31 protein-coding genes are annotated in these 23590 nt (G+C 66.6%); 2 read left to right on the forward strand and 29 right to left on the reverse strand.

Annotated features, from left to right (window positions below; genetic code table 11):
- Positions 1–3: 3 nt before the first annotated feature.
- The 9 genes from QMO14_RS16905 to QMO14_RS16945 all read right to left on the reverse strand — a co-directional run bounded on the left by QMO14_RS16905 (position 4) and on the right by QMO14_RS16945 (position 7200).
- On the reverse strand, positions 4–438 hold the full coding sequence (locus tag QMO14_RS16905) for a hypothetical protein (protein WP_301508522.1): 435 nt from the start codon (positions 436–438) through the stop codon (positions 4–6).
- A gap of 11 nt (positions 439–449) precedes the next feature.
- Positions 450–950 (reverse strand): hypothetical protein, encoded by a 501-nt coding sequence (locus tag QMO14_RS16910; RefSeq protein ID WP_301508525.1) that lies wholly within the window; start codon positions 948–950, stop codon positions 450–452.
- Positions 947–2188, reverse strand: a complete 1242-nt coding sequence (locus QMO14_RS16915; RefSeq protein WP_301508527.1) for a hypothetical protein — start codon at positions 2186–2188, stop codon at positions 947–949. The genes QMO14_RS16910 and QMO14_RS16915 overlap by 4 nt, the downstream gene beginning before the upstream one ends.
- A gap of 77 nt (positions 2189–2265) precedes the next feature.
- Positions 2266–2967: a DUF6682 family protein gene (locus QMO14_RS16920; RefSeq protein WP_301508529.1), complete on the reverse strand. Its 702-nt coding sequence runs from the start codon at positions 2965–2967 to the stop codon at positions 2266–2268.
- Between the two features lie 3 nt (positions 2968–2970).
- Entirely contained in the window at positions 2971–3357 is a 387-nt protein-coding gene (locus QMO14_RS16925; protein WP_301508531.1) for a Gp49 family protein, read from the reverse strand.
- A gap of 25 nt (positions 3358–3382) precedes the next feature.
- Positions 3383–4156 (reverse strand): RyR domain-containing protein, encoded by a 774-nt coding sequence (locus QMO14_RS16930; protein WP_301508533.1) that lies wholly within the window; start codon positions 4154–4156, stop codon positions 3383–3385.
- Between the two features lie 71 nt (positions 4157–4227).
- On the reverse strand, positions 4228–4701 hold the full coding sequence (locus tag QMO14_RS16935) for a hypothetical protein (RefSeq protein ID WP_301508535.1): 474 nt from the start codon (positions 4699–4701) through the stop codon (positions 4228–4230).
- A 64-nt stretch (positions 4702–4765) separates the two neighbouring features.
- The gene (locus tag QMO14_RS16940) at positions 4766–6046 is read right to left on the reverse strand and encodes a N4-gp56 family major capsid protein (protein ID WP_301508536.1); all 1281 of its coding nucleotides are present in this window, start codon (positions 6044–6046) and stop codon (positions 4766–4768) included.
- Positions 6047–6072: 26 nt separating this feature from the next.
- Positions 6073–7200, reverse strand: a complete 1128-nt coding sequence (locus QMO14_RS16945; protein WP_301508537.1) for a hypothetical protein — start codon at positions 7198–7200, stop codon at positions 6073–6075.
- 129 nt (positions 7201–7329) lie between these two features.
- Between QMO14_RS16945 and QMO14_RS16950 the strand changes: the two genes are divergently transcribed.
- Positions 7330–7878 (forward strand): hypothetical protein, encoded by a 549-nt coding sequence (locus QMO14_RS16950; RefSeq protein WP_301508538.1) that lies wholly within the window; start codon positions 7330–7332, stop codon positions 7876–7878.
- Here the strand turns inward: QMO14_RS16950 and QMO14_RS16955 are convergent.
- From QMO14_RS16955 to QMO14_RS16965, 3 genes are read right to left on the reverse strand one after another with little or no spacing between them, the layout of a single operon-like run.
- Positions 7875–10181: a hypothetical protein gene (locus QMO14_RS16955; RefSeq protein WP_301508539.1), complete on the reverse strand. Its 2307-nt coding sequence runs from the start codon at positions 10179–10181 to the stop codon at positions 7875–7877. The genes QMO14_RS16950 and QMO14_RS16955 overlap by 4 nt on opposite strands.
- 8 nt (positions 10182–10189) lie before the next feature.
- The gene (locus tag QMO14_RS16960; RefSeq protein WP_301508540.1) at positions 10190–11725 is read right to left on the reverse strand and encodes a terminase; all 1536 of its coding nucleotides are present in this window, start codon (positions 11723–11725) and stop codon (positions 10190–10192) included.
- Positions 11715–12362 (reverse strand): hypothetical protein, encoded by a 648-nt coding sequence (locus QMO14_RS16965; RefSeq protein ID WP_301508541.1) that lies wholly within the window; start codon positions 12360–12362, stop codon positions 11715–11717. The genes QMO14_RS16960 and QMO14_RS16965 overlap by 11 nt, the downstream gene beginning before the upstream one ends.
- An 89-nt stretch (positions 12363–12451) precedes the next feature.
- On the opposite strand from QMO14_RS16965, the gene QMO14_RS16970 reads away from it, so the two are divergent.
- Positions 12452–13078 carry a hypothetical protein gene (locus tag QMO14_RS16970; RefSeq protein WP_301508542.1) on the forward strand — a complete coding sequence of 209 codons (627 nt, stop codon included), beginning with the start codon at positions 12452–12454 and terminating at the stop codon, positions 13076–13078.
- A gap of 142 nt (positions 13079–13220) precedes the next feature.
- Here the strand turns inward: QMO14_RS16970 and QMO14_RS16975 are convergent, their stop codons facing one another.
- The 17 genes from QMO14_RS16975 to QMO14_RS17055 are packed head-to-tail and all read right to left on the reverse strand — an operon-like array spanning position 13221 to position 23398.
- Positions 13221–13538: a hypothetical protein gene (locus tag QMO14_RS16975; protein WP_301508543.1), complete on the reverse strand. Its 318-nt coding sequence runs from the start codon at positions 13536–13538 to the stop codon at positions 13221–13223.
- 39 nt (positions 13539–13577) lie between these two features.
- Positions 13578–13883, reverse strand: coding sequence for a hypothetical protein (locus QMO14_RS16980; RefSeq protein ID WP_301508544.1), 306 nt, complete (start codon positions 13881–13883; stop codon positions 13578–13580).
- 53 nt (positions 13884–13936) lie between these two features.
- On the reverse strand, positions 13937–14446 hold the full coding sequence (locus QMO14_RS16985; protein ID WP_301508545.1) for a hypothetical protein: 510 nt from the start codon (positions 14444–14446) through the stop codon (positions 13937–13939).
- On the reverse strand, positions 14446–14907 hold the full coding sequence (locus QMO14_RS16990) for a hypothetical protein (protein WP_301508547.1): 462 nt from the start codon (positions 14905–14907) through the stop codon (positions 14446–14448). Before QMO14_RS16990 ends, QMO14_RS16985 begins: the two co-directional genes overlap by 1 nt.
- Positions 14886–15125, reverse strand: coding sequence for a LexA family transcriptional regulator (locus QMO14_RS16995; protein WP_301508549.1), 240 nt, complete (start codon positions 15123–15125; stop codon positions 14886–14888). Before QMO14_RS16995 ends, QMO14_RS16990 begins: the two co-directional genes overlap by 22 nt.
- Positions 15122–15442: a hypothetical protein gene (locus QMO14_RS17000; protein WP_301508551.1), complete on the reverse strand. Its 321-nt coding sequence runs from the start codon at positions 15440–15442 to the stop codon at positions 15122–15124. Before QMO14_RS17000 ends, QMO14_RS16995 begins: the two co-directional genes overlap by 4 nt.
- Entirely contained in the window at positions 15439–15930 is a 492-nt protein-coding gene (locus QMO14_RS17005) for a hypothetical protein (RefSeq protein ID WP_301508552.1), read from the reverse strand. The genes QMO14_RS17000 and QMO14_RS17005 overlap by 4 nt, the downstream gene beginning before the upstream one ends.
- Entirely contained in the window at positions 15927–16475 is a 549-nt protein-coding gene (locus QMO14_RS17010) for a hypothetical protein (protein ID WP_301508553.1), read from the reverse strand. The genes QMO14_RS17005 and QMO14_RS17010 overlap by 4 nt, the downstream gene beginning before the upstream one ends.
- Positions 16472–16624 (reverse strand): hypothetical protein, encoded by a 153-nt coding sequence (locus QMO14_RS17015; RefSeq protein WP_301508554.1) that lies wholly within the window; start codon positions 16622–16624, stop codon positions 16472–16474. Before QMO14_RS17015 ends, QMO14_RS17010 begins: the two co-directional genes overlap by 4 nt.
- A complete protein-coding gene (locus QMO14_RS17020; RefSeq protein ID WP_301508555.1) occupies positions 16621–16956 on the reverse strand; it encodes a DUF4406 domain-containing protein in 336 nt (111 codons plus the stop codon). Before QMO14_RS17020 ends, QMO14_RS17015 begins: the two co-directional genes overlap by 4 nt.
- On the reverse strand, positions 16953–17417 hold the full coding sequence (locus tag QMO14_RS17025) for a RusA family crossover junction endodeoxyribonuclease (RefSeq protein WP_301508596.1): 465 nt from the start codon (positions 17415–17417) through the stop codon (positions 16953–16955). The genes QMO14_RS17020 and QMO14_RS17025 overlap by 4 nt, the downstream gene beginning before the upstream one ends.
- A complete protein-coding gene (gene dnaB / locus QMO14_RS17030; protein ID WP_301508556.1) occupies positions 17417–18799 on the reverse strand; it encodes a replicative DNA helicase in 1383 nt (460 codons plus the stop codon). Before dnaB ends, QMO14_RS17025 begins: the two co-directional genes overlap by 1 nt.
- Positions 18796–19818, reverse strand: coding sequence for a hypothetical protein (locus QMO14_RS17035; protein WP_301508557.1), 1023 nt, complete (start codon positions 19816–19818; stop codon positions 18796–18798). The genes dnaB and QMO14_RS17035 overlap by 4 nt, the downstream gene beginning before the upstream one ends.
- The gene (locus tag QMO14_RS17040; protein ID WP_301508558.1) at positions 19811–20062 is read right to left on the reverse strand and encodes a hypothetical protein; all 252 of its coding nucleotides are present in this window, start codon (positions 20060–20062) and stop codon (positions 19811–19813) included. The genes QMO14_RS17035 and QMO14_RS17040 overlap by 8 nt, the downstream gene beginning before the upstream one ends.
- Positions 20059–22683, reverse strand: coding sequence for a DNA methyltransferase (locus tag QMO14_RS17045; protein ID WP_301508559.1), 2625 nt, complete (start codon positions 22681–22683; stop codon positions 20059–20061). The genes QMO14_RS17040 and QMO14_RS17045 overlap by 4 nt, the downstream gene beginning before the upstream one ends.
- Complete coding sequence (locus tag QMO14_RS17050; RefSeq protein ID WP_301508560.1) at positions 22683–23012, reverse strand: hypothetical protein; 330 nt, start codon at positions 23010–23012, stop codon at positions 22683–22685. Before QMO14_RS17050 ends, QMO14_RS17045 begins: the two co-directional genes overlap by 1 nt.
- Positions 23009–23398 (reverse strand): hypothetical protein, encoded by a 390-nt coding sequence (locus QMO14_RS17055; protein WP_301508562.1) that lies wholly within the window; start codon positions 23396–23398, stop codon positions 23009–23011. Before QMO14_RS17055 ends, QMO14_RS17050 begins: the two co-directional genes overlap by 4 nt.
- Positions 23399–23590 lie beyond the last annotated feature (192 nt).

The following is a 23590-nucleotide window of genomic DNA, read 5'->3' on the forward strand; positions in this document are numbered from 1 at the left end:
GTCTCAACCCGACGGCAGCGCGGTCGTGTAGAAATCCACCGCCTGCGGGGCGCCGCTCACCAGCGCGACACTGGTCAGGATGCCATCGGTGCCGCCGGTGCCCAGAGTGCCCTGGATTCGGACCTGACTGGTCGACAGCGTGCCGTCATCGGCCGAGAGCACGTGGCGGAAGAACGTGGCGGTGCCCGTCGCGGCGTTGGTGCCGCTCCAGGTCTCGCCCGGCGCCTTGGCCAGCACGCCGCCCGCGGCCGTGGTGTCGTAGTTGATGCCGGCGCCACCGTTCTTGATGGTCACCAGCAGCGTGTTGCCGGAGAGCGCGGCGTCGGCCGTGGCCGGCACCGGGCCCGAGTAGATGCGGATCTCGCCGCCGGCCATCGCTGCCTTGAGCGAGCCGGAATCGAGCATGTAGTTGCGCAGGCCAGTGGAGAGTTTGAGCACGGCGGTTCCTTTCAGGGAGTGGGGGTTGCGGTCGGGCCCGCGAAGATCTGCAGCTTCGAGCCATTGGCCTGCACCTTGGGCGATGCGAAGCGCACCACGCTGAGCAGCACGCCCGCGGTGCTGCCTTTGGCCGAGGCCGACACCATGAAGGCGCCCATCACCATCTTGTCGGCGGTGAAGACGAATTCCGACAGGCTGGCCGCGTTGCTGACCGAGCCGCCGGAGACCGCGCCCTCGTCGAATTCCTTGCGCGACCCGGTGTAGGCCGTGCACTCGGTGGCGAGGCCGGCGATGGTCGCCGCGGTCTCGCTGCCGTCGGGCGTGTAGTCGCCTTCGTAGAGGCCGATGTACCAGGTCGGTACCTGGGTCACGCTCTTGAAGGCGAGGCCCAGCAGGAAGTTGAGCCCTTCCATGGGGACGCGGTTCAGGCGTGGCGGATCTTCGGCGAGCAGCCGGCCATCCGGGCTCCACGACAGCGCGCGGTAGAGCACGCCAGCTTTCTGTTGGTTCATAGGTCGGTTTCCTTGACGATGGTTTCGACTGCGAAAGACCCCTGCGCCGCGCCAATGGGCCGGGCCGGCTCCTGGCGGGCGCAGAGGATGTGGTGGGCGCCGTCCTGTTCGCGGAACAGCGTGGCGCCGGCACGCGCGGGCCCGAACTTCAGCGCGTTCTCCTGCACGTTGGTGGCGGAGCCATCCGGCGTGCCGATCACGAGGCCGCGCGGCGACAGCCAGAAGGCCTGCTGCGTGCCCTGCCCGTCCGGTGTCGGCACCGATCCGCCGGAGCCCTGCAGGCCGCCGTAGGGCAGCACCACGACGGGTGCGGTGTCGAGCAGGCCACCGGCGAGCCAGTAGGTGCGGTCGGCACAGACGAAGACGCCGGTTTCGCAGGGCTGCACGACGGTGATCGGTGCCGGGAACGGAATAAACCCCTTCGAGGGGGAAAACAGGCCGCAGTAGTACGGCTCGGAGATCAGTAGCGCGCCGCCGGCGGCCACCAGCAGCGAGCCCTTGTAGTGCCGCACGATCGAGCCCGGCGGCATGTCGGACAGCAGCAGCGAGCGCAACTCCGGACCGGTGTTGGTCAGCGCCACGATGTCGCCGCCGTCGGTGGCCGTGGCGTTGAAGATCTCGCCGTTGGGCCCGGTCATGTAGACCACGGTGTCGGCACCGAGGCCGGTGACGCGGATACCGCTGTTCGCCGGCAGCGTCAGCGCCACCGGCGGCGTCGAGCCGGACTCGCCCAGCGGGCCCGGCTCAGTGAAGGCGACCTGATAGCGCCCGGCCGGCAGCGCGCCGGCGATGGCGGACACCGTGGGCACGACGACAGGCCGCGGCGTGGCCAGGGGCAGTGCGGTGGTGCCGCGCAGGCGCCCGATGCGCTGGCCGTTGGACCACACCACGTCGCCATCGGGCATGCGCTGGTAGCTGATGGGCGCCATCTCGGGCAAGCCGGACAGCACCGTGGTGGGCGTCAGCCCTATCGACGTCGGCTCCAGGTGCAGCAGGTCATTGCCGATCGCGCAGTAGCCCTCGATCTCGTCGCCCCATACCGAGTGCGCGGAGGCGCCGGAGAGCGCGAGCGAGGTGCCGCGGCGGCGCTGCAGGTAGCCGCGCCCGTTGAGGTCGATGTTCTCCCCGGCCGACAGGAACGTCGCCTTCGAGCGATCCGGCAGCGTGCGCCCGAGCTGCGTTGGCGGCAGCCGATTGTTCACGCCGGGGGCGAAGGAGCCGAGGTTGATGGAGCGCATGGCCGGGAGTGTTCCCGGCGCTCCCACATGCGTCGAACCTTAGTGGGTGGTCCATCGCGCCCCTCGCAGGCGTGGGCTCACCACCAGGCGAAGTTGTGATGCGGTCGATCCGAGCGCTCGTCCCTGCGCAGATCAGCGTCTGGGCGAAGCCCGAAGTACTGCTCGAACGCGGCGAGCGCCGTGGCCGCCTTCTGGGGGTTGTAGACCTCGCTGTCGGGCTTGCTGTAGGCCCGATGAAGCACCCAGTGCACGAGGAACCGGTGGTGCACGGCAGCGATCTCCGGCGTCGTGCTCTCCGGATCGCTGTCGACCGTCATGGGCTCCAACGGCGTGCGAAAGCCTTCCAACTGGAGCGTGTAGGCCCGATCGACGATACCTGGCAGCACGATGCGGGTGGGGTCCTGGATGAAGAATCCCGGCTGTCTGCGCTGATCCCTCCACCGCGGGCACCGCTGGTCCAGAGCATCCCTCGTCGTGATGTAGAGGTCCTCGATGAACTCCCCGGTCGAAGCATCCAGCAGACGCGCCTTCGTCACTTCGAACATTCGGGGGTCCAGCGGGTAGGAGCTGACGCCCTCCTGCACGTTGATCCTCACGATCGCCACCGTGTAGTCGTCGAACAGGAGGCGCTTGCGGATCGCGGCCTCCTCTTCGGCCTCGCCGAACCAGCGCGCCAGATCCGCGTCAGCCCACAACAAATCGCCGTGCGACCCGTTGCGGTCGTTCGGCTGATCGTCGGCATCGACGCGGAACGAGCAAATGAGGTCATCGAGCGTCATGGTTCAGGCCTGGCCGGTTGCTTCGTCGTGCAGGCGCTGCTTGAGCGCGTAGCCCATGAGCGACCAGATCTTCTGCTCCGCGTTCTCGCGCGCGATGCGCCGGCCGATCTCGGCGTCGAAGTTCTCCGGGCTGGCGCAGGCGCTCTCGCCGGTGACTGTGAAGCCGTTGTGCAGGACCAGCACGCAGAAGGTCAGCAAACCCAGCGCTGGCGGCGGCGCGGTATCGCCGATCACCACCATCCCGTGTCGCAGGCTTGCTTCGCCGGCAACCCCTTGGGCGGCTGTGAAGTAGTGCTCGCTGGCGATGTTCGCGGCGATGTCGGCCGGCGTGACGCGCGGCGCGGTCTTGCCTTTGGCCAGAATCAATGCCTCGGTAGTTTGGTCGCTCATCAGATGGTCCTTGGAGTTGCGGGAGTCAGCCGGCGCCGAAGCGATCGACCAGCAGGGTGAGGTGCGCACGGGTGTCGGTCAGCGACAGGCGCCCATCGACCTTGACGCGGTAGCGCGTCATCGCGAGCTCCTTCAGCGCCGCCTTGTCCATGTTTTGGATCTGGTCGCGCAGATCCTGCGTCTGCTCGTCGGGCGTCTCGCCAGCCTTGACCGGCTGCACAATCGTCTCCAGCGCAGCAGGCGATTCGAGCTGTGCCTCCTCGAACATGTCGCGATGCTTCAGCAGTTGTCGGCTCAGCGCGGCCGCCACCGCCTTCACCTGGCCTTGCGCCCACGTGCCGGAGCCATACAGCGTCTCGTGGTGGGAGTCGCGACGGCCGACGTACTTCACGCCCACGGCGGCAACCGTCAGGCCAGCCGGAAGCGGCTGATTCGCCAGAGGCTGCGCTACGGCCGGCAGTGCTGCCAGCGCGTGCACGACGCCGCGGAACAGGTAGTCCTTGGCGCGCTGCTCGGGCGGCAGTTCCTCGTACGGCCGCATGCAGGGATGCTCCTTCTTCTCGGGGTCCTTGACCTCGCCGTAGACCCAGCCGTCGGCGAGCTTCTGCTCGTACCAGCTGATGTGGCTCTCTTCAGGCGTTGCCTCGGGCTTGGCCAGGTGCATGTCGACGCCAGCCAGAGCGCTTGCCCGCTGCCAGTCCGGCGCATCGGCCCAGGCCGGCTGGCTGGTGTCGCCCAGCGAAGCGCAGTAGGCGCGGTTCACCTCGTGAGCCACCTGTGCGATCTGTTCTCGGTTCATCGGATTTCTCTCCTGTAGATGAAAAAGGGGCGGGCCGGAGCCCGCCCCGAACGGGGTCAAGGAGGAGTCGGTTACAGCGGGCCGCGGTCTTCGCCGTCGATGTAGAAGTCGGCGCGGCCGACCGATGCGTGCGCCGCGACCTGGTTGGTCCAGATCAGATAGGCGTCCTTCGGCAGCGTGACCGGCTTGTTCGCCAGCGTCATCCGCGTGCGGCCGGTGGCTGCAGCGTTGAGGTCGGCGAAGAAGTAGTCGGCGTCCTGCGGCACGGTGACGTCATCGACGCCGTCCACGTACTCGAAGCCGAGGTCACCGGTGATGGTGGCCGTGAAGGCATCCGAGATGATGGCCAGCGCGTCGTCCAGGCGGAAGCCCTGCGGCAGCAGCCCGAGACGAACCTTGTCGGTGGCGCCGATCGCGGCGGTGCTGTCGCTGTTGACGAGGGCGCCGGCGGCGTTCGTCTCCAGCACGAAGTGATGCGAGGTCTTGTTGCCGTACGGCGTGCCGCCGAACTGCTGCGACGAGAACTTGCGGGTGATGGTTGCCATGATGAGGCTCCTGATTCAGTTGATGGAGAGCGTCAGGAGGGCCAGCCGGGGCCGGCCCTGCCGATCACTGGCCGGCGATGGCGACCGCGGTGTCGATCGCGATCACGCCGTTGTCCGTCGGCTGGAAGCCGTCGCCGTAGTTCACGTCGAATCGGACCTTGCTCTTGCCGCCCACGGACCCGATGAGCACTTCCAGCTTGTCGCCGTGGTCGAGTTCCTTCTCGCTCCAGAAGAACGGGTTGCCGGAGCGGCTGTTCTTGCCCCAGGCCTCGGCCAGCGCCTGGCCGCCGAGCAGGATGGCGCGGTCCACCGCGAAGTTGGTCCCGAAGCTCGCCGGCACCACGTCGGTCGCCGTTTCGGTCTCGTCGGTGAGGCTCGCGCACCAGCGCAGCACGCTGCCCGCGTAGAAGCGGATCGGCTTCGGCATCTTGACGAGCAGGATGTTGTTCCAGAGGCCGGCATCGCCAGTGAAGAGCGGGTTGCCCTTCGCCTGCTGTGCGCGCGCCATCGCAGATGCCTGCAGGACGCGGAAGTTGCCCGACTTCACGAACGACGTGTACTGCTCGGCGGAAACCAGCAGCACGCGCAGCGGCGCATCGTCGGCCATGGCATCGCCCTCGAACTTCACGGGCGGCGGCGGCAGCGGGATCGAAGCGATCACCGTCGCAATCGAGTCGACGACGTCCATGTTCATCACGTCGGTCGTGGCGATCGCGATTTCGCCGGCGGATGCCGAGACACGCTCGATGCCGGTACCGGTCGAGAGGTAGTGCCGGTTGCGGGTCGGGGCCTTCACCGGGTTCACCATGATCTCGGCGTAGTCGGCGTCGGTCTCCAGCGGCACCGCCCACTCGATGTTGTTGTGGAAGCCGCGGGCGCCGGCCATGTGCACCAGCGTGCGCTGATCTTCCAGGCGCAGCATGTAGCCTTGGCCAGCGGCGCGGGCGAGCTGGCGCAGCTGATGGGGTGTGCGCTGCTGCGTCATCGTGTCGCCGGCCGAGATCGGCTTGCGGGACTGGTTGATACGCAGCTTGTCCTGTTGGAGGTCGAGGCGTTCGCCGCGCCCTTCGGCCATGCGGCCACCCATGATCGGCTTGCCGCCGATCGGGTTGACCAGGTCGAAGGTCACTTCGTCGCCGGCAACCTTCGTCAGGTCCATGCATCGCACGATGGGCATGTCCGTGCTGGACTGCACGCGCAGCTTGCTCTCGGCGTCAGCCTGGGTGGGCATCTGGCCGGTGAGGCGGTTCAGGTTGGTGAGACGCTGCATCGTGGCAGCGAACAGGCCAACCGACTGCGCCTTGAGCGCAAGTGGCGAGCCGTAGGGGATGTTGGTCGTAGACATTCAAGACTCCGAAATGGCGGGATGGGTCACACCAGCTTTCGCATCAGGGCTTCGATCTGCGCGGGCGTCTTGCCCTCGAACTTCGCCATGAGGTCAAGCGGGCTCATCTCGGCCATCGCTGCGGCTTCGTCGTGGTGGGCTTGCGAGCCGGCCGGAACATCCGACAGGCTGGCAGGCGTCTTCGGCTTCACTGCGGCGACGACCTCTTCGGCCTTCTTCTGCGGGTCCACTACCGGTGCCGTCGCAGGAGCTGCGGCGGGTGCGGGTGCGGGGGCAGGCGCCGGCGCGGGCGCGGTGGTGGCTCGAGCGGCCTTGTAGGTGTCCAGCATCTCGACCACCTGCGACGCGGTCCCCTTATCCAGCACGGTCTGGTACGTCTGGCGCACCAGCGACGGCTGCGCGTTGAGCCATTGCTGGTACTCCGCGCTGTCGACGATGGAATCCGTGTCGGGGTGCTTCGTGTAGATGGTCCGGAAGTGCGCTTCGGCAGCCGTTTCGGCGGCTTGCCGCTTGACCGGCTCCAGCTCGGCCGTGACTTCGGACTTGAGCTTGCCCATCGCTTCCGCGACGAGCGCGTTCACGCCCTTTGCCACTGCCTCGTCGGAGTAGTCGCCGAACAGGCCATTCGACGGAGGCGGGGCTGACGCAGGCTGTGCCGCTGGTGCAGAGGCCGGAGCCGGTGCACCCGTGGCGAGCTTTGCGCGCAGTTCCTCGATCTCCGCTTTGGCCAGACGCGCTTCCTCCCGCGCATCGACCAGCTTCTGGTAAGGAATGGTGTGCTTTCCATCCTTGGCCAGGATCACCGAGTCGGCGCCCTCAGCAGCCGGAGCTGCAGCGGGAGCCGGTGCCGGCGTCGATGCTGGTGCTGCTGCCAGTGTCTCGGCCGGCGCAGGGGCCGGTTCGGGCGCGACAGGCGCGGGGGCTGGTGCAGCCGGAGCAGCTGCAGGTGCGTCGGTCGTTGCTTCGGTGCCGGCGGCGGGCGCGCCGGATTCCCCTGCACCAGGTGCAGCGGTATCGCCCTCGAGGCCGCCCGTCAGAAGGCGCGCCATCGCTTCCTCGCTCACGTTGCCGTCGGCATCCGCGTGCTTTTCCAAAAACTGCTCGATGTTTGCCATGTGTTCCAGTTCCTTGCCACATCTCGCCGTGGCCGCCAAAGGTCTTGGGTGGTGCTTCGCCGGGATGGCGTTGCTGGGCGTGATCGTGTCGAGGAAGGAACAAGGGGGCGAACCCTAGTGGGGGGCGGGTTCGCCTACGATTGCGTGCAACCAACGCCTGGAGCGCACATGAACTTCTCACCCGCAACCACAGCGGCCTTGGCAACCTTGTTCGCAGCTGGGCTGGCAGCCACCGTCTCGCTTGTGGTGTCGGTACTCGCGAAAGAGCAGAAGACGTCTGAGTTTCGCCAGCAGTGGATCGACGCCCTTCGAAATGACGTCGCAGAATGGCTGGCGGAAGTCGCGATCGTCTACGCGACGTTTGACAACTTGACCTCGTCCGGGCGTAAACCGACCCTCACCGAAACAGAGCAGCGCTATGAGAATTTCCTGCGGCTGCGCATGCTTCGTCTTCGGATAGACCTTCGGCTAAATCCTGCGGAGCACGCAGAGATGATCCAAGCGATGAACAAGGTGCGCGACAGCATGAAGGCAAGCTCTGCCGCGAGGATCGTTGCGGCCGACGCCGTCCTCGCTGCGACACAGAAGGTGCTCAAGGCCGAGTGGCGCCTTGTGAAGCGCGGTGAACGGGCTTTCGTCCTGACGAAAATCATCGCCGGAGTGATGGTTTCCGCCGCCATCGTCGTGGCGGCTGTGGTGGCGATCCGTTCGCTTTAGCTAACGGGCACGTTGTCTGTGGTGCGTTGCGTCTCAATGCCTCGACCGCTGCCATCCATCGGAGAGCCTGGGCCAGGGGCTACAGGCGGCAGCGCCGGGCTCGTGTTCTCGCGCGCGCCAGGCGTTCCGGTGACATCGTCGACGGCTGCAGGCGGCGGCAGTGCGCCAGGCCCGGGCAGCTGCGGATCGACACCACCAGCACTCGGCGGCCGGTACCCAGCGGCTTCCGCTACCGCGTCCGCCACTGGCGCCACGGCCGGGTTCATGACGATGGTCGCAGCGGTCTGGTTGGCCGAGTAGAGACCCTCGACGTAGGTCTTGAAGGAGTCGGCCAGGATCTTGCCGATCTCGGCGTCCAGCTTCTCCTTCGGGTACCGCATCGACAGCTCCTGCAGCTTCAGGTCGCGGGCGTCGGCCATGCGGGCCTGATTCACAGCCTCGTCGATACGCTGCTGGATCTGGTCCGGCGTCATCTGCTTGGCGGCCTCGCGCACGGCCTTGATGATGTCTTCGCGGTTCGGCAGATCCATGAGCGCGATCAGGTACGGCATCGCGACCTGCTGGAACTGCGGCGGCATCGCCTTGAAGGCTTCCGACATCGCCGACAGCTGCTGGCTGCGGTAGCTCGGCGTGCTGGGCACGTCGTTGAGGGCAACCTTCAGCTTGGTGCGCTCGACGTCGTTGTCGAGGTAGGAGAAGCCGTCGGCGTCCTGCGTGGGCACGTTGAGGCGGACATCGAACTCCGGCTTCAGCGGGTCGCCCTTGACGCGCACCGTGGTCTCGCGGCCGATCATGTCCTCGACGATCAGCGACAGAAGCAGGTCGCCAACTTCGGCGCGGCTGGTGGCGAAGTTGTCGTTGATCTCGGCCAGGGCCTGCGTGCTCTGCTCGAGCTGCGTGGCCTCTTGCAGACCGGAGTTGGCGCTGCTCTGCGCGCCCTGCAGGCTGGGCGAGATGCCGCTGACACGCTGGATGCCGGCGCGTGAGTCCTGCAACATCTGGTACTGCTGCTGGTTCAGCTCGAAGTCGCGCTCTACTTTGAAGATGGCGCCCTGCTTCGCCATGTGCTCCTGGTTCAGGATGATGTCGGCGTCGACGCGCCCGATCTCGCGCCGGAACTGCTCGTCAGTGCCCTTCACGGCGTCCTTGGTGCGGGTCGTGCGCACCGCGGCGAGGCCCCAGCGCAGCTTGCTGTTCGTCGCGTTTACGTTGTCCTGCATGTACATCATGCCGCGCACGAGACCGTAGGGCACACCGGTGCGGTCTTCCTTCTTCCCCCAGAACGGCACGTAGGGGAACTTCTGGTGCCGGTACCGCGAGGGCTCATCCGACAGCTGGTGCGGGCCCATCCACATCGCCATGCGCATCTTCGGCACGACGGCCCACTCCGGCACCGTGGCGCCGATGGCGACGAACTGCACGTGCATCGGGTTGCGGCGGTCGTACTCGACGACGCGGCCGTCTGGCAGCTTCAGCACCAGCATGCGGTTCCAGCGTCGGTACCAGACCTCGAAGAGGCAGACCCGCTTACCCGTCATGTCGCGCCACTGCTGCTCCTCCACGCTCCAGCCGCGCTGTTGGTCCCAGGCGCTCACCAGATCTGTGGACGTGCCGCCTTCGGTCGTGCCGAGCCCTTCGTAGATCGGCCAGCCGCTGACGACCTGGCCGATGAGGTCTTTCTGGTCGGGGAACATGAGCTTGGCCTGCGCCGTCGGCGTCCAGCGCCGACGGATCAGGTAGCGGGCATCGCTGAGATCGTCTTCGGTGGCGAGCATGTCCCACCAGATCTCGTTGCGGTGGATCGCCTTGCAGCGATAAGGGAACTTGAAGGGGTCGGGGTTGCGGCTGACTTCGACCCAGCCGATGCCCGCGGCGACCTGTGTCTTGAAGGCGTCGGAGCATGCCTTGTCGGCCTTACTGTGGCGCTCGGCCTGATTCAGCTTGTAGTTGAGCGCTACGGCGACCTGGTCGCCGCTGTCGCCCTCTCCCTCGCCGTCGGGCAGCACGCGCCAGTCCGCGCGCGTCTTCGCCTCCAGGCCGAGCACAGCATCGATGGCCGGGCCGATGAGCGGCTCGATGGCCGGCGGCATGCCGATCTGCTGCTGGCGCTGCAGGATCTCGGAGCTGAGCTGGTTGCCGTCGTAGTACTCCATCTCCCGGTCGGCCTTGGCGCGCCAGGCCGGCTGTTCCTCGACCTCGTGGAAGAAGTCGGTGAACTCCGAGAGCGTCAGCGCACCGGTGTTGAGATCGGTGTTGGGCGTGCTCGGGCTGGGGCCGTTGAGTGCAATGGTCGGTTCAGTCATGGTGGCTCTCAATAACGCCAGTCCGGCGCCTCACGTGGCGAGGTCTCCTGCAGGGCGACGACCTCGGGGATGTCGGAAAGGAAGGTCTGGGCGACGCTGTCGCCCTTGTCGGGGGAGCGGCCGAGCTCTTCTCGGATCTCGTCCTTGTCGCGGATCAGGACTGCGGCGAAGCGGCCTAGTTGCACTACCTTGTAGCGAATGGCGCAGAGATCGGCGAGCAGCTCATCGTCGGGCGGCAGAGCGATCGGATCCTCGGCGGTCGGATCGAGCGCCTCGCGCAGGAGCCAGTACATCTCGGCGCGCTTGTTGCGAAACCGCAGATTGCCGGTTCTGTCCATGGCGTCGCTCTTCTCAGAGCCGACGACGGGCACGCAGAGTACGTTGATTCCCTTCAGGAAGTCGAGCACAGAGACGCCGACACCGATGGCGTCGATCGCGACCGGCGCACCGTTGCGGATCAGCGGGATCACGAAAGCAGCGCCGGTGGGCCCGTCCTTGGTGACGACCCCGGGCACCGTCACCAGCTCATCGAACCAGCTGCCATGCCGGCGCGCCGCCGAAGACTTGTCGATGCCGCCGCGGGCGACGTCGTAGCCCACGACCGTCATCGGCCCCTTGTTGTCTTTCGGCTTCCAACGCGCCTGCGCCGCCTTGATCCACTCCGTGGGGATCAGCTGCCAGACCGGATCGGTGCGCCCGGCCATGAAGTCGCCGCGCAGCATCTGCGAGCGCAGCGGCTCCGGGAGCGACTGCAGCGTGGCCTTGTAGCCTGTCAGGCTGAGATAGAGGTTGTCGTCGACGCTGGAAGGGATGAAGGTCCGGCTCTTCGGCTTCATCAGCTCCTTGCCGACCATCACGGGCTCGGGCCCGGGCACTTCGAGGTCCTTGCCGTTGGTGTCCGTCACGAACCACCGCAGTTCGCCCGGCTTCGCGGGATTCGGGTGCTTCGGGTCCAGCCACGGCGCCCAGAACCGGATGACCCATTCGCCCTCAGAGCTGGTCGGCGGATTGCCGGCGCAGATCACGCGCTGGCGCACCTTCGGATTGTCGGTGCGCATCCAGCCGATAAGCGTGCGGAACTGCAGCTCCAGGAAGTGGGTGATCTCGTCGAAGAGCTTGGCGTCGTGCGGCCGGCCCTGATATTTCATCCAGTCGTCGGCCTCGCGCACGCTGCCGAGCTCGAGCACGCGCTTGCCGGGCAGGCGCCAGACGCCGTCCTGGCTGTTGTAGCCCTTACGGGTGCCAAGGATCTTGCCCATGCGCTCCTCGATGCCGACAAGCTGCACAGCCTCGCGCCGGAAGATGATGCTGTGCTCCTGCTCGGTGAGCGCGGCGCCAAGCAGCAGATCCGTCTTGCCGCCGCCCGCGGAGCCGCCATAGAACAGGATGTCGGCCTCGGACTGGAGCGCCGCCATCTGCGGCCCGACCTGCGGCATCCACAGCGGCAGGCCCTCGGTCAGCAGCAGATCGAGCTCGGCGCGCTCGCCGTCCGACAGGAACGGCATCAGCTTCACCAGCTCGGGGACATCGATGTCAGGCGCCATCGGCCGCCCTCTTCCGTGCGATCTCGAACAGGGCAGCCAGCCGGCTGGCACGCTCCGCGTCGGTCAGCTTGCTGACCAGGCCGCCCTCGTCCGGCACGATCTTGTCGATGCCGTAGGCCTCGCGCTCGCCCTTGCGCAGCTTCTCGTCGATCTCGGTCAGCTGCTTCAGCAGTCCGACGCGGGCGGAGAGCGCCATCTGGGTTGGGGCGTCCTGAGATTCGGATGCGGCCTGGTCAGCCGTCGCTTTCCCTACGGGCTTCGCCGCGCTCTCCAGCTCGACCAGCTGGGCGTCTCGCAGCGCAGACAGTCTCGTCAGCCCGGCGCGGTGCGCGATCTGCACGCGATAAATGGCGTTCGCGTTGGCGTCGATGACGTCCTTGTCGGGAATTCGGTTCGCATTGCGCACCTCAGTGCGAACCGCCTCATTGCGTACCAGTTCGTCGGCCTTGGCCTGGATCGCTGCATTGAGGTCGCGGGCCCACGTCTCGCGGTTGGCACGTTTACGAATGGCTGCCTCGGAGAGAGAGTGCTCCCGGGCGATCTGGCGCACGCTTTTGACGCCGGCACGGTAGTCGGCCTCGATGGTTGGCCAGTGGGCTGTCGGCTTGTCCGAATCTGGTTCGCGCGCGTCTGTCATGGACCGGGATGATTCCCGCCGCGCACCACATCTGCGAACCTTGGTGGGGGGCGGTCGGATACATTCCCCAAAACTCTGGAGCGGAGACCATGCAGAACTGTGTCGCCAACTGGCCGTTGATCCTGGAATATCTGAAGGTGCTCCTGTCCTGGCCGCCGCTTGCCTTCATCGGGGCCTGCATCGTCATCGCGGCCTTCCGGCAACAACTGGCGGAAAAGTTAGACCGGTTGATCGAAGCAAAGGGCAAGGATTGGCATGCCCGCTTCCAAGAACCAACGCAGAATGTCGGAACGAGCCCGCCAGCGCCACCGACCGCGGATAGCGACTATTTGACCCAAGTCACCAGCGACCCGGCGAAGGCGCGAGTCGAGATATTGAAATGGTGGACAGCCGCTGCGAGCGAGAATGCCTTCCATCGCATGCACGGCACGCAGTGGCGGCTTTTGGAGTATGTGTTATCGAGAGGGGAAGCGGGCGCGCCGGCAGAAGAGGTTCGGCCGTTTTACGATGAGCACTTGAAGTTGGGCGAATCGGTGCCTGGCTTCGTCCCTCCTACCATCGATCAGTACATCGGATTTCTGGTGGGGCAGTCGCTCATCATCATCGCAAGTGATCACAAAGGCGGGATGGCCGTGCAACTCACCCCGCTGGGACACGAGTTTATAAAGTACATCAAGGAGAACTGGGCCCCCTTCCTCGGGTTGAAGGGGCTGTAGCTCAGAGCAGTTCGTCCGGCTGCCAGTCGATTGACGAAGCAAGAGCTATGGCGGCTCCGAAGATGGCGCCACCGACAGAAGCGCCGGAGGGATCCAAGAATCGCCACCAGGGAGTGGCTCAAGCCTTCTTCTGGCGCATCTGCTACAGGATGCGCGCCTTCATCATCGACTCGGCCTTGACGTAGCGGATGCGGGCTTCGGCGTCGCACCACCACTGCATGGCCGCGGTCGGACCCGCTTCCCAGTCCGGCGGGTCCTCGAACATCACGGCCTTGGCGCTGGCCGTCGAGATGTTGCCGTTGGCGTCGCGGCCGATGGCGGCCGTCGTGGCGAAGTGGTCGCGCAGCGCGGCATCGCGCGTGGCGGCATCGATGTGGCTGCCGATCCACTGCAGCGCCTGCTCTTGGGTGCACTCGCCCTTGGCGAGCATGGCGAGGATGTCTTCGATGGTTGGGATCATGTTGGCAATCTGAGTTGTTGGAGCAGGAATCGAGCCGGATCAGGCGAGCTCGAGCGTGTCGATCGCGTGGTTCACCGAGCGGATCTGCGACTCGATTTCGCGGGTCATCTCGTCGAGCACGTTGCCGATTGGGGTCTGCGGCACGGCACGGATCGGGCCCGGCCCTTCGCCCGTGGAGACAGCAGCCGGCGGCGGGATGCGACGGACGCTTTCGGTGCGCGCCAGCAGCAGATCGCTGCGGCACCCCAGCTCGCCGATGGCTTCGCGCAGGCGCTGTAGCTGATTGGGAATCTCGCGGCTGGCCTCGATCGGCGCATTGGCATAGGTGGCTTGGTTTGCATGCATGGTCTTCTCCTGGTGTTGTGGGCTCGCGCCCGGGGTTGTGGCCTCTCGGCCGGTTACAAGAACTGGATCTCGGCCTGCTTCGGCAGGCGCTGCAGGCGCCGGATGACTTCGTCCTGCTGGTCGACACGATGCTGTGCCAGGGCAAGCTGGCGCCTGAGGTCCGCGATGGCGTCGCTGAGCTCCCGGGCACCCTGCAGGCTGGTCATCTCCTCCGAGCTGCCGCGGAACAGGCTGCCGATGCGGCGGCAGTCGGCGGGGTTCAGGTCGAGGCAGGCGTCACCGACCTCAAGCTTGGCCATGCCGCTCGGCAGCACGGTCAGCGAGATCGCCTGCGCCGCCGGCAACTCCTCGACGGGCTCGAAGACACCGGGCGACACCCTGCGCAGACGACCGTCTTCCAGCATCCGCTTCACGTGGTCATCGACTACGCTGTAGCTCTGGCCCGTCATCTCCTTCACGATCGAGCGTGTGGCGATGCGGCCGGCGTTGTGCAGGTCCTGGATGGTCTGGAACACCAGCTCGCCGACTCCACGGCGTACAGGTTGCGGCGGCTTCTGCGTCATCAGGCCCTTCTCTCGGTGATGGCGATGGATTCGGTGGGGGCGAACTTGGCCACGAGGGCTTCAAAGTCGCTGGTATTGACGTGGCCCGCGCGGAGCTTCAGTTCGAGTTCGCAGGCGGCATTGATGAGGCTGCGGCGCTCGAACGCGGGGATCAGCCGCTCGGCGGCGAGCAGCCCGCTCTCGATCGAGGAACGGCGCATCGGAAGAATCTCGGCCTCGCCGGCCTGGTCGTGCACAGCGTTCACGGCCCCACGAACGATGCGGAGGTCGGCCAGCTCCGGGTCGGCACCTTCCGCGATCGCGGCGCCGAGCACGACGTACAGGACGCGGCCGGCACCGTTCACGAGGCGGTCGCTGTCGTCGCCGATCAGGGCGTGGATGTGTGCAGTGATGACCTCAGCGCGCCAGTCCCGCTCGATCAAGGCGCGCTGCACCAGGCTCAGGCCTGCGGGTCGGCGCATGGCGCTGTCCTCGTGAAACGGAAGCCGACCTGCCCTTCCAGGCGTTCCAGACGTCCAGTGCGCACCAGCGCCTGCAGATGCTCGCTGGCAGAGTTCGCACTGGCGTAGCCGAAATGCCGTGCGATGACGACCGCCGTCGGCATGTTGTCGTTCGCGGCCTCGTACTCGACCATGAAGGCGAGGATCTCCTCCTGCTTGGCCGTGAGCTTTGTCGTCATGCCGGCACCCTTTCCGGAATGAGTTCGGGTTGGATCACGGGCAGCGGCACCGGCTTGCGCAGCACCATCTCGTCGACGGCGTCGGCACCGGGATCGCGGATCGGGCGCAGGCAGTGATCGGCGATGACCATGGGAAGCCTGTCGTCGTGCCCGTCGACGAGCCAGCAGTCCCGGCCACGGTCGTGGCTGATGCAGCCGTTCTTCGCGCGCACTGGGCCGCCTCGGTGTGTATCGACGACCTGGACCGGAAGGCCGCGCATCTCAAGGTCCCAATACGGCGCCACGATGTGGGCCAGATCTCCGGGACGGCAGTTCATGGCAGATCTCCTGTTTCGGGTTCGGCCCAGCGCGGCAGGTTCGCCGGCCACAGGCCCATGGTTTCGATCTGGCGGCGGGTATCAGCGCCCCAGGCGGGTTCGATGAGGCGGCGAGCAGCCTTGGTCATCAGGGCGTGCTGGTCGAACTGCAGGTGGCAGCCCCGGACACCGGGCCGGTCGCAGCACAGCGGAAAGCAGAGCCGGTCGTCCGTCTTCGTGCCGGCGCCCTTGTCGGTGTTGGGGTGGGCGGCCTGGCTGTAGCCGTCGATGCCGCAGACCTTGCAGGGCAGCAGCGCGACGAGCCGGCGGTACTTCTCACTCTCCACTGGCACGACCTTCGGCACGGGCGCCGCGGGCGGTGGTACCGCGTAGGTGCCGCGGCGGATCGCCACCGCGAGCGTGCGGGCGCCGAGCGCAACGTTGGACGGGCGCGATGGAGGCAGCCGACGCTTGAATCCCTTACCGCGCGGCATCGGTGTGCGTCTCATGGCCGGCCCCCGTCATCTTCACGGCGGGCGAGCACCGACTCGAGCATCTCAGCGCGCTTGGCGGGCTGCAGGTGCGGCCAGAGCCTGCGCTGCGCGTACGGTGTTCGCAGGAAGGCCAGCATTGCGGCGTGGACCTCGCGCATCTCGTCGTCGCTGCAGTGCTCGTAGGAGGTGCTGCGCGGCACGAAGCGTAGCGCGCCACGCGGCCCGACCTGGTAGTCGCCCCAGGCGGCGCCGACCTTGAGCCAGTCCCGGAAAGGCTCCAGCTGGGCCCAGCGCTCCTGGCTCTCGAAGAGGCGCTGTTCCATGCCCATGTGCATGCGGTGGTAGGGTCCGGAGCGCTCGACGACGTTCTCGAACTGGAAGACCTGGCCGACCTCGGCCTTCATGATCCGCGACCAGAACCGCCGCCAGCGGGTGTTGTGCTGCTCGTTGAGGCCTCGGATGCCATCGAAGATGAACCGGCGCACGATCGAAAGTTCGTGCTCGGACCAGCCGGCCAGCGGATGGGCCTTCATGATGAGGATCGAGGAGGGTTTCGTCATGCCGACACCTTCGAGACGCGGAAGAGGACGCCGCCGAGCGGAATGCGGTCGCCAATGCGCACCAGCAGCGGCGATGCGCGATCGCCAGAGACCTGCAGGACGACAGTGCGCCAGCGGCCGCGCCCGGTGGGGACGAGGTGCAAGGTCACGGGGCCGAGCCCTCCATCTGCCTGGGGGGTACGTTGACGACGGTCTGCAGGTAGATCACCCGCATCTCCAGCCGCTGCGCGATGTGGTGCTCCAGCGAGGCGCCCCTGCTCCACTCCCAGCCCGGCAGCATCAGGATGGCGTCGCAATCGACGAGCTGCTTGATGTCGGCGCGCATGCAGGGCAGCCAGCCAGCGGTCGGGTCGGCGTTGATCTCGGCCGGGTTCACCACCTCCAGGCCCTCGGCGCGAAGGCGCGCTGCCTCGCGGTGGAACAGCGGGAAGTTCAAGTCCGGCTTTCCGGTCATGGGCCCGGCGATGTAGATGCGCTTCATGCCGTGGCTCCCAGCAAGTCGCCCTGCTCCTGGGCCGGCGGGGCCGGATCGAGCAGTTCGACACGCACTGCGACGCCCGGCACCATGCTGTAGCGCTTCGAAACCGCGAGTTCGACGGCCTGCACGTCATCCTTCCAGACGACACCGTTCATCGCGTCGAAGATCGCCTTGATGACGTTGTCGGCGTCAGGCTTGGTGGTCGGCCGAATCTCGCCCGCGGCAGCCGCGCGTTGCTTCTTCTGCGACCAGCTCGCGGGGATCTGGCAATCGATGCGCAGCTTCACCTCGCAGGCGCCTTCCAGCAGCGCCGCGCCGGCCATCGCCTGCTGCGCGGCCAGCGCCACGAGGCCTTCGTAGTTCACTGTCTTCTCGGGGGTGAACATGCGGGCGTGCGCACCCACCTTGCCGATGCGAGGACGCCCCTTGCCAACAGGCTGGCCGGGAACATGGAAATGCAGAATCACAGTTCGGTCCCTTTCGTGCGCACGAGCGAAGTCGGACGGTCTCCCATCCAGTTGCAGAATTTCACGGTGTCTCCTGTGTATTGCGCGTCGACGATGCCGGTCTGACCGTCACGCTGTTTGCCGACGATGATTTCGGCGTAGTGCTTCCACTCCGGGCCCAGGTCGGGCTTCGCGTGCGCGGGCCGATGGACGAAAGCGATGATGTCGGCGTCCTGTTCGATATCGCCGCACTCTCGGAGGTCGGCCATGATCGGACGCATGTTGGGACGCTTCTCGACCTCGCGGTTGAGCTGCGCCAGCAGCAGGACGGTGCAGTCCAACTCCTTCGCCAGCGCCTTGATGCCGCGGCTGACCTCGCCGAGCTGCGTGGCCCGGTTGGCCTTGCGGTCGGTGCCCTCCATGAGCCCGATGTAGTCCACCACCAGCAGGCGCAGACCGTGGCGGCGCTTCAACGAGCGCGCCTTGGCGCGGAGCTGGTTGATGTTCAGCGCGGTCTGGTCGTCGATGAACATCGGCAGCTGGCGCAGGTGCTCGACGGTGCGCGTCATCTCGCCCCAGTCGTAGTCGGTCAGCCGCTCCGGGCGCTTCAGCTTGTGCAGCGGGATGCCGGAGCGCATCGACACCACGCGGGTGGTCAGCTGCGCTTTCGGCATCTCCATCGAGAGCACGCCGACGGGTTGGCACATGCCGCAGATGTGGTCCGCGATCGACATCGCCAGCGCGGTCTTGCCCATGCCGGGCCGGCCAGCGATCACCACGACCTCGCCCTTGCGGACGCCACCATCGAGCCGGTCGTCGAGATCCTTGATGCCCGTCGAGAGGAAATCCTCCTCGCCATCGGCGCGGCGCTGGATGCCGTCGAGGAACTCCACCATGCCGGTGTCCATGCCCTGCCAGGCATCGCTCTTGTTGACCTCGAACAGCGGCGTCAGCAGCGCGGTGGCCTGGTCCAGCGTCTCTTCGAACCCGACGCTGCGCTGGCAGGCCAAGGCATGGATCTCGGTGCTGACGCCCATCAGCTTGCGGCGCAGCGAGAAGTCGCGCACCGTCAGCGCGTACTGCCGGGCGCTGGACGCGCTGGGCACGTACTGCGCCAGCGCGTTCAGGTATGGCAGGCCGACGACATCGTCCTTGCGGATGCGCTGCAGCTGGTCGAAGACCGTGAAGACGTCAACCGGCTTGCAGGCGTTGAGCAGGCTACTGATGGCCTGGAACACCAGCCGGTGCTCCTGCCGGAAGAAGTCGGCCTCCTCCACCAGGTCTCCGACGCGGTCCCACATCCCGTTGTCGAGCAGCAGCGCGCCGAGCAGCGTGGACTCCGATTCCTGGCTCCACAGCACGGCCGGCGACAGTAGGGTGTCATCGACGCGGTCATTCATGGCTGATCCGCCGTTTCTTCGATGACCTTCTTCATGCCGCGGCTCGAAAGCAGGTACTCGATGCTGCAGCGCCAGTTCTGGTGGTCAGGCGAGCGCGGTCCCCGGCCCATGATGAAGTCGTTGTTGCGGGCACGCCCGAAGTACTCGCGCGCCCAGTCCAGCACCTCGGCGTCGTTGGTCGCCCGCGGCGTGCCGTCCTGCCGCTTCGAGGTCAGCACCCAGTCGCGGAAATCGCGCAGCGCTTGGTCGCGGGCCTTGTCCATGACCCGGACACCCGGCAGTTCGGGCAGCACCTCGTGGTAGAGGTCGACCAGCCCGGTCATCCACGTCGGCAGGTTGTCTGCCGACATAGGAGCTTTAGCTCCTTTTCTTTTCTTCTCTACTCTTCTCTTCTCTGTGGTGACGGTGTCACGTGACGCGTCACGCTTTCCGTCACGCTGCGTGACGTCACGTTTCGTGACGCCGTTTTCGCCTTCCTCCGTAGTCCTCTTCTTCAGCCGCTCCCGGTACTCACGCGAGCGATCGGCCCCCGTTTTGGCGCCGGCCGAGCGCTCCTTGCCCACGGTGTTGTGCTCATTGAAATTGCTGAACCTAAGGCCTTCTCCATTGGGAAGAAGCTCGATCCAGCCCACCGCTTGCATCGCTCGCCCGAGCCCGGGTACACCCGACATCGAGTCGATCTCGAACAGCCCTGCACCTTCCAGGAAGCCATCCTCGCCGGCGCAGTCGTTGGCCTGAGACCACAGCGGAACTGAGGCGCCAACAACGATCCGCGTGACGATCGTGACATCAACAGCGTGACGCTGAGCGTGACGATCCGTGACGCTCACCGTGACGGTCGCGACGCTGGTTTCGTCACGCTCCGTCACGGTCTGTGACGCGTGACGTGACGCCCCGTGACGCAGAGTGATGCCGAACCATTCCTGAAATTCGGCATCGTCCAGGAGCGCGCGCGCTGTCCTGATGACCTTCGGATTGGTCAGCAAGCTGGCGCGCATCTTGATCCAGCTTTCAGCCACCCACGACCTCCCGGGCCTCGCCCTGGATGCGCGCGGCAGCACCGGCGGCGGCGAAGTATCTGTCGCCCTCCTCCTCGGCCTGCAGGATCGCGGCTTCGCGCGCGGCGATCAGCGCCTCCATCTCGCGCCGGTGGCGGTGCGCGCCGGGCAGATCTCCCAGCGCCATGCAGATCTCGATGCCGAGACCCTCGGCCTGGATCAGGTGGGCACGCTGGCGGTGCACCAGCTCCTGTAGCCTGGTCATGCCGTGAGTTCCTCCAGGTCGAAGAGGCTGGGCGTGCTCATCTCTCGCGCCATGGCCTCGCAGAACATGACGCCATCAGCGAAGTAGCTGGGGCTGAGCTCGCAGCCGCGGCCGCGCCGGCCGGCCTTGATGGCTCGGTAGGGCACCGTCATCAGGCCGCCGAAGGGGTCGTAGACCTCGTCGCCAGGATTCGAGTACTGCGCGATCGCGCGGTCGGCGATGTCGAACTGCATTGGGCAGAGGTGCATCTCGCGGCCGGCGGCGGACTGCGCGTTGTTGAGGGTCTGCATCCGCGTTACGTCGGTCCAGACCTCGTCGTGCCAGGACTGCGGCTGCAGGAGCATGAACGAGGGCGGCAGCATGCCCTTCGCGGCCAGGGCCTCGCCCAGCGCGACGTCGTGCTCGAAGTCGAAGACCTCGCTCAGCGAGTGCGCCTTGAAGAGCTTGAAGATCTGGTCCGCGGGCAGGCCGACAAGGTCCTCGGGCTGCAGCAGCCGATTGCCGCTGGAGCGCGTGAAGCCGTGGGCATCGAGCTGCCACCGGGCCCGGGAGTACTTGGCCTTGTCCTTGACCACCGGGACATCCGCGTAGCCGCGGCTGGCGTCGGTCGGCGCCTTGCGGAACAGCAGCAGGTACTCGTTCATGCCGAAGCCCATGCGGGAGCCGTCCTTGCATTGCTCCGTCCAGCCCAGGCGGTAGGTCTGCGAGTTCTCGCGCACCACATCGGTGACGATGGTCTTGCGGCCAATGAAGTGGAAGCCGTGCTTGCGGAAGCACGCCACGGTGTCGAGGTCGAAGGGGTACTCGGTCTGGAAGCCGACGCCGGGCACCATGCCGCTGGGCACGATCCGGTTCTTCACGTGGATGGCGGCCACCCGACCGGGCTGCAGCACCCGCAGCAGCTCCGGCACCAGGAAGTCCATCTGCTGGAAGAAGTGCTCGTTGTTGTCGGTGTGGCCGAAGTCGGCGTAGTTCGGCGAGTACTCGTACTGCGTACTGAACGGGATCGACGTCAGGATCAGGCCCACGCTGTCGCTCGCCATGCGCCGCGTCTCCTGCACGCAGTCCTCGTTCACCACGGTGTAGCCGGGGCCGGAGACCTCCACGCGGGGGACACCCATGGCGCGCGCCAGGGTCTGGGCCATCGCGATGCGCGACAGGCCGTAGGTGCGGATGATTTCGCTCATCTTTTGCCTCAGTTCGATGTCTTGTTGCCACTTCCGCTCGAGGTTGCGGCGCACCTCCCGCTCGGCTTCCGTGTAGATCAGGTCGACGCGCACCGTGTGCTCCTGCAGGAAGCGCTGTACCCGGTGGATCGCCTGGATGAAGTCCTTGAACTTGTGGCCGATGCCCAGGAACACCTCCCAGTGGCAATGCCTCTGGAAGTTGCAGCCCGAGCCCAGCATCACTGGCTTGCCGGCGAGTTCCTGGATGCGGCCGTCGGCGAAGGCGATGACCGTGGCCTCGCGCTCGTCGAGTTCCTGGGAGCCGTAGACGGTCACCACCTCGGGCATGGCGCGCTCGATCGCGTGCCGCTCGGCCTCCAGGTCGTGCCAGATCACGCGGTGCGCGGTGGGGTCCTCGGCGCGGATCTCCTGCAGCTTGGCCAAGCGCTGCGGCAGGCTGTCGCGCTTCTCGCGCGCGGCATCGACGACGCCGATGGCCTGGTGCTTGAACATCAGGCTCTGGCCGCGGGAGTCGGCGCCGGCCTCGGTGTGATCGCTCGGGATCTCGTGCCACCGGACATCGAGGTCCGGCAGCACGTAGCCCTCGTCCGAGAAGCTCGGATCGAGGTCCGACGGCAGCTGTACGAACAGGGCCCAGCTCGCCATCCAGAGCCAGAACTCGCGCTCCTTGTGCGGGTGGATGGTGAGCTGGTCGGCCTTCTCGCTGTTGCGCTTGAAGAAGCGCGTCTTCGCCTGACCGACGTCCATGACGCCGAGATAGGCGCAGTAGGCCAGCAGCTCGACGTACTCATTCGGACTCGGCGTCGCCGTGGCCACGAAGCGATACGGCACGCCGCGGCTGCGGACACGCACCTTCATACTGCGGCGGTCATCGCCGGCGAAGAGCGCCATGAACTCGCGGAAGGTCTTGCTGCCGCCGAAGCCGCGCAGGCAGTCGGCCTCGTCCAGACTGACGACGGTGAAGGCCTCGGGATCGAGCTTGCCGTCGCGCACGGGCTCGTAGTTCGTGATGTAGATGCCCTCGGGGTCGTCACACTCCTCGATGGAGCGGATGAACTTCAGCTTGGGCACCCTGCCCGGGCCCAGTGCCTGCCAGGCCTTGAGCTCGGCGCGCTGGGCGTCGGAGAACTTCGGGTCGTCACCGGTGGCCAGCTTCAGGGCGTCGCGGATGAACTCCTGGCGCACGCCCAGGGGCAGCACGATGAGGCCCATGCCTCCGGCGCGGGCGCGCACGATGCGCACGATCTCGATCTGGCCGAAGGTCTTGCCGAGGCCGAAGCGCGCGAAGATGGCGCGGCGGCCACCGGCCACAGCCCAGCGCACGATCGCTTTCTGGAACGGCGCCAGTAGCGGGTTGATCTCGGAGTCATCGATCTCGAAGCCGAGCGACGGCGCTATCTGCATCTTCGAGCGCAGGAAGTCGGCGTACTCCATCACGCCCCCGCCCAAGCCGTGGCCAGTTCCGGCCGCATGCGGATGGCGCGCTGCACCGATGTCTCCGCGGGAATGAAGTCGTCGTCGGGCGGGAACAGCGCCGCCCTGCCCTTCTCGGTCGGGACGAAGCGCGCGATTTCGCGCCGCGAGGCCGTCGGGTTCGCGCGTTCGATGAGCCCGCGCGCCTTCAGGTGGGAGGCCTTGCCCATCAGCAGGTGCGTCTCGATGCCGGTGGCGGCTTCGATCTGAGAGTAGCTGGCGCCGTCGCTGTTTGCCGCGGCCAGATCGTGGATCGCGCGCAGCATGATCTGGAGCTGGGTGTCGCTCATGCCGCGACTCCACGCAGGGCTTCAGTGAGCACGCGCTTGTCGTGGCGCAGTTGGGCGTTCTCCTCGCGCGCGATGCGCAGCTCACGCTCGAGTTCGGTTTCGCGCCGGCGCAGGCTGGAGAGGTCGTAGCCGCGCGCCATGTTCATCCACAGCAGCGGCGCGTCGTTACCGCAGTAGTCCATCACCGCGCACAGCTTTGGGAAGATGACACCCTCCTGCCCGGACTCCCAGCGCGACCACTGCGCCTTGTCCATCTTCAGCTCGGCGATGACCTCTTTCGGCTCGTAGCCGGCGGCCTTGATACAGAGCCCGATGGCTCCGCCCAATGTCTTCTCCCGCGCGATCTCCTGAACGGTCACGGCGGAGGGGAAACCGAGTTGGTTCACAACGCTCCTCGAATCTGTTGAGTGGTGTTGTGAGGCTCGCCGGGCCAAAACTGGGGGCCATGCAAGACGCACATTTCGAAAGCGGCCGTGAGGGCTGGCACCACATCCACGACCTGGCGATGGAGCTGCTGGTGCAGATGGCCGCGTTGCGCCATGACGCAGTGGCCGGCAACGCCGTTGAGGGGTGCCCGC

This window comes from Variovorax sp. CAN15 (genome assembly GCF_030462475.1).
Classification (GTDB): Bacteria; Pseudomonadota; Gammaproteobacteria; order Burkholderiales; family Burkholderiaceae_C; genus Variovorax.